The organism is Kitasatospora sp. NPDC056783 (assembly GCF_042789895.1).
Taxonomy (GTDB): Bacteria; Actinomycetota; Actinomycetes; order Streptomycetales; family Streptomycetaceae; genus Kitasatospora.
The window spans coordinates 1-4,543 of the sequence record NZ_JBHUAF010000534.1; the positions used below are offsets into that span (position 1 = coordinate 1).

Genomic DNA, 4,543 nt, shown 5'->3' on the forward strand with positions numbered 1-4,543 from the left:
GGCGCCGACCACGGCGCCCGCACGTCGTTTTCCAGCCACCCTCCGTCCGTTTCACCGCACTCCGGACGGCGGTGCCCGCGCGGATCGTATGCTTTCCGTCCGTGGCCAAACGACGCGACATCGAACGGGACGTCCTGGGTTCCATCGGGGAGTTGACCCACAGCTCGCTGCCGCCGGCCGAGCTGTTCCGCGAGCTGCACACCCTGCTCGCGCACCCCCTCGGATTCGACGGCGGCTGCTGGCACGGCAACGACCCGGTCACCGGCTTCCCCACCTCCACCGTCTCCGACGGCCTCGACCCCGCCCTCTTCGAGCAGGCCGTCCACCTGGAGCTACAGGGAGAGGACGCCACCACCTTCACCTCGATCCGCACCGCCGGCCACCGCGCGCAGAGCGTCGACCGCGCCACCGACGGTTGTCCCGAGCAGAGCGTGCGCTACCGGGAGCTGCTGCGCCCCTGCGGCTACGGCGACGAACTGCGGATCAACTTCGACCTCGGCGGCGGCCGGTGGGGCAGCGCCGCGTTCATGCGCGAACGCTCCCGGGGCCGCTACGGCACGCCCGCCCTGCGGCTGGCCGAACGCATCGCCGCGCCCATCGGCGCCGCCCTGCGCAGCGCCCACCTCGCCTCCCTGCAGCATGACCGGCCCGCCGGGCCCGCCAGCACCCCGGCCGTGGCGATCCTCGACCGGCATGGACGGCTGTGCTCGGCCGACGCCGCGGCCCGCGACCTCATCGCGCGGATGGCCGAACCCACCGCCCACACCGGCGGCGTACCCAGCGGCTTCCTCACCGTCGCCCGCCAGGCCGCCTGGCGCGGCGGCCCCGCCGAGGTCCGGGTGTGCACCCCCGACGGGCAGTGGCTCACCCTGCACGCCGCCGAGCTGGACGGCCCCGGCGGCGGCATCGCCGTGGTCGCCTCCCCCGCCACCCCCCTCCAGCGCCTGCCGCTGGCGGTCCTCGCGCACGGCCTGTCCCCGCGCGAGCGGCAGGTCGCCCTGCACGCGGTACGCGGCGCCAGCACCAAGGACATCGCCACGCTGCTCCACCTGACCGTGCCCACCGTCCAGCAGCACGTCACCGCGATCCTCGACAAGACCGGCGTGCGCAACCGCCGCGAGCTCGTCGCCCTCCTGACGGCCGACCACCTCCCCACCCTGGGCCTGCCACCGCAGTAACCGCGGCGGGGTCGACGGCGTCAGTGGGAGCACCGGGGGCGGGGGGCCGGTCAGGCGCGACACGATGGCGGGGTGGTGCTCTCGGCCGCGCGCTGTGCAGTTATGGGGCTCTTTCAGTTCTGTCCGTTGTCCGCCGTGCAGGTACTCACCCAGGTTCCCTGCTTGTCACTGATCAGCGGCACACTGCGCACATGCGTACTGATCCACATGCCGTCCGGATGACCCTCGACCTGACCTGGGTCGAATCCATGGGTGGTCCGCTGATCGTCGTCCCGGTGTCCGCACTGCGGTACTGGGGTGACTGCACCGAGAACGGCATGATCATCGGTGACAGCGACCAGCCGGACGACTACGACCGGGCCTGCGGGATCGAGGGCCTGGCCGAGGTGATCGGCCTGCGCGGCGGCAGCGACGCCTCTGCGCTGGTGCTGGGCGACGAGCCCGCCACCACCTGCTACCTGCCCGAGCAGAGGGTCTTCATACGCTGGCTCGCTGCCGACTCCGACGCCGAGCTGTTCGCCGCTGCCGAAGCGGCGCTGAACGACCCGGCGACGCCGTGGGAGGAGTGCGGCCTCTGGGAGACCGACGGACCGGCGGTCCTCATGGACTCCGCCGAAGCCGGCAAGAACCTCGGCGTGCCCTACCCGGACGGCAGAGGCCAGCCGGACCAGGCCCCCGTCCACCTGCCGGCAGGACGCTGGAGGGTCCGCGCGTTCCAGAAGACCGGCGACTCCCCTTGGATCAGCGTGGTTCAGCTCCTTCTACAGGTCGACGGCCAGTCGACAACGGCTCCTTGACCCGCATACCGAGCTCGCACCCGCGACCCCGGAGGCACGGACGCTGGGACGGATCCGAAGGCCCCACAACACCCAACGGGCGCTCACGATCGGTACGCGGCATCGCGATACCTGCGCAGCCGGAGGCTACGGATCGCGGGCAGCCCGACCAGGGTGTCCCTGAAGGCGCCATCGTGGGCTTCCAGGGGGTGCCAGGGCCGCGATGGCAAGGGGTAGTCGTCGCGTAGGACTCCTTCCGGGAGTACCCCGGTGGCGGGCGTCGGCGAGGTCTCCTCCCCGGGGCTGATGAGGTAGGTCCAGACTCCGCTGTCCAGCGGCACTACCGTCGCCTCGCGGTCGGGTGGGCGCCACGGCTCGCCGGTGCCGGGGTGGCGAGGGACGAGGAGGACGTCGGGGCGGGGCCGGGGCTCGGGGATGCCCGGGCCGGCCAGTCCCACCGAGCGGGGGTCGGGCCCGGGCGGGAGGTACCGGGCCGCGGCGTGGCCGAACAGTTCGGCGACGGGGCCGGCGGGGAGGGTCACCGGCTGGTTCTCGGTGGCCGCCACGAGGTGGGCCAGCGCGACGCCGAGCGCGGCCTCCCAGCGGCGGCTCCACGACCCGTCGGGTTCGACGGGCGGGACGCGGTGTCCGGCACGTTCCAGGTCTGCCCAGTCGGGTAGCGGGGCAGCCGGGAGCCCCGAGGGACGGCGGACGACCGCGTCGGGCTCCAGCCACACGGTCTGCCACGAGCCGCAGTCGTCGATCCGGGTCGCCAGGGCTCGTCCGCACCCCGTACAGGCCAGATTGGGCCCGGCCCGGCCGTCCACGCCCATGCAGTAGCCCTCGCACTTCTCCAGGATCAGAGTCATCGACCTGGAGTCACCGGGCGCGATGACGATCCTGCCTCGCACGCCGAAGGAGACGGAGTACACCGGGGCGTAGACCCCCTGCCGGGCAGCCGCTTCCTCTCCGACTTCCTCCCACAACCGCCAGGGCGGCCCGGTGGGCCGGGGGTCGACGGCGTACGTCCCCGGCTCCATCAGCGGAGGATGGAGTTTCTCCCAGGCACCATGGTCGGTGTGGACGGGCAGTGCGACCTGGGACACCGGTGCCGTCAGCTCAGTGCCGCACCCGACACACGCGAACACGTCCAAACAAGCTCCCCCCGCTGCGGTTCACCAGGATTGTGCCGCGCCCGCGGCGGAGGATCCATCGGATTTCGGAGCGGCTCCGGGGCTTCCGAAGGACGCTTCATCCCCGACGTTGATGACGGGTCGGCGTCGACCCGGGTCGACGAACGCACCGGGCCGGAGCACAAGGTGGCTACTTCGAAGTCGTGCGGGGCCTTCAGGTCTGTCCGATGTCCGCGTCGTGAAGGCGGCGTTCGGTGAGGCCGGTCACCCCGCTCAGCGCCTGCGGCTCGTCCTCCAGGGCGGCCTTGTCCACGGTCAGCTGGCGGATCGCTTCGGCGTAGATGCGAACCAGTGTGCGCAGGTCGCTGTTCTCCCGGCGAAGTCGGTTGGCCTCGTCGTCGGACCGGGTTCCGGTCTTCGGGACCGTGGCCGGGCGGTGCCGCCCGGCGAGCTGGGATTTGAACCAGGCGATCGGTTGCGGGTAGTTCCGGTAGAAGGTCGCGTGAGGGACACCGAGCCGCTTCTCGACGCCGGTGACAGTGAGGCGCCGGCCGCAAGCCTGATGAGGATTAGCGAAAATCCCCAGGTTTGCTCCCGTTCCCCACTTGATGGACCTGATCAAAGGTGTGGGGAGGGTGGGGATCGAGGAGCGGGTGGCTGGGTCCGGCTGCTGATCTCGCAGTGGGTGTCGGACGCGGGTGGCATGCTGCCGATCACATGTTCTCCTCGGATCGGAGCTTCCTGGCGATGGGTATCGATTTTGATGCCGTATGGTGCGCAACGGACCTCGGCGATTACCGGCCCTGCCGCTATACCTATGAGAGGTATCCGTGTGACACGTTGCCACCTCTGGACGAGACGCGGTTCTCCGGGAAATTCCAGTGGTTGGGCGATCCGGGCGAGTTCCTTGCCAACCGGGCCGCGAAGTTGCGGCAGGTGCAGGAGAAACTCGCTGCCGAGGGGCTGGCACTGCCCGAGGATTTCGTCACCTTCGAAGCGTCGTCGAATCTGCGGGGAGCCTTGGACGCGGTGTCGGTGACCGGCTGCTGGAGCAGCCTCTCCGAGCCGTTGCCGAGTCCTGTCGAGCCGGGCGCGTTCTTGGTCCGCTTCTTCCGTGACCAGCAGGACTGTGTTCTCTGGTATCTCTACTTGCGTCCGTCTGGCGAGGTGTTCGTGGTCAACTCCCACCTCGACTACGAGCATGAGTATGAGGTGCAGGGATCAGACGAGTTCCGTTCCGAGAGTGATTTGGGCGATCTTTCCGCTCAGCAGGCTGCGATCCTTTGGTGCGCTCCCTCGTTCGAGTATTTCGCCTATCGGTTCTGGATTGAGAACCGCCTTTGGAACGTCGCCAACGGCGAGGGCGATACGCCTCTTGACTCCGGGATGCAACATTATCTGGAGCATTACGAGGCCGTGTCGTCGCAGGGAGAGTGATTCCGCGCGACCCGTGGGC

5 protein-coding genes are annotated in these 4,543 nt (G+C 70.0%); 3 read left to right on the plus strand and 2 right to left on the minus strand.

The genetic code is table 11. The annotated features are described in order from the left end of the window. The first annotated feature begins 101 nt into the window (after positions 1 to 101). Together ACFRMQ_RS38565 and ACFRMQ_RS38570 are read left to right on the plus strand one after the other, a co-directional pair. On the plus strand, positions 102 to 1,178 hold the full coding sequence (locus ACFRMQ_RS38565) for a response regulator transcription factor (RefSeq protein WP_380735554.1): 1,077 nt from the start codon (positions 102 to 104) through the stop codon (positions 1,176 to 1,178). A 191-nt stretch (positions 1,179 to 1,369) separates the two neighbouring features. Continuing rightward, positions 1,370 to 1,975, plus strand: a complete 606-nt coding sequence (locus ACFRMQ_RS38570; RefSeq protein WP_380735555.1) for an Imm21 family immunity protein — start codon at positions 1,370 to 1,372, stop codon at positions 1,973 to 1,975. A gap of 83 nt (positions 1,976 to 2,058) precedes the next feature. Here the strand turns inward: ACFRMQ_RS38570 and ACFRMQ_RS38575 are convergent, their stop codons facing one another. Next, the gene (locus ACFRMQ_RS38575) at positions 2,059 to 2,994 is read right to left on the minus strand and encodes a hypothetical protein (RefSeq protein WP_380735556.1); all 936 of its coding nucleotides are present in this window, start codon (positions 2,992 to 2,994) and stop codon (positions 2,059 to 2,061) included. A gap of 307 nt (positions 2,995 to 3,301) precedes the next feature. Next, positions 3,302 to 3,709 carry a hypothetical protein gene (locus ACFRMQ_RS38580; RefSeq protein WP_380735557.1) on the minus strand — a complete coding sequence of 136 codons (408 nt, stop codon included), beginning with the start codon at positions 3,707 to 3,709 and terminating at the stop codon, positions 3,302 to 3,304. A gap of 95 nt (positions 3,710 to 3,804) precedes the next feature. Between ACFRMQ_RS38580 and ACFRMQ_RS38585 the strand changes: the two genes are divergently transcribed. Then, a complete protein-coding gene (locus ACFRMQ_RS38585) occupies positions 3,805 to 4,524 on the plus strand; it encodes a hypothetical protein (protein ID WP_380735558.1) in 720 nt (239 codons plus the stop codon). Positions 4,525 to 4,543: the final 19 nt, after the last annotated feature.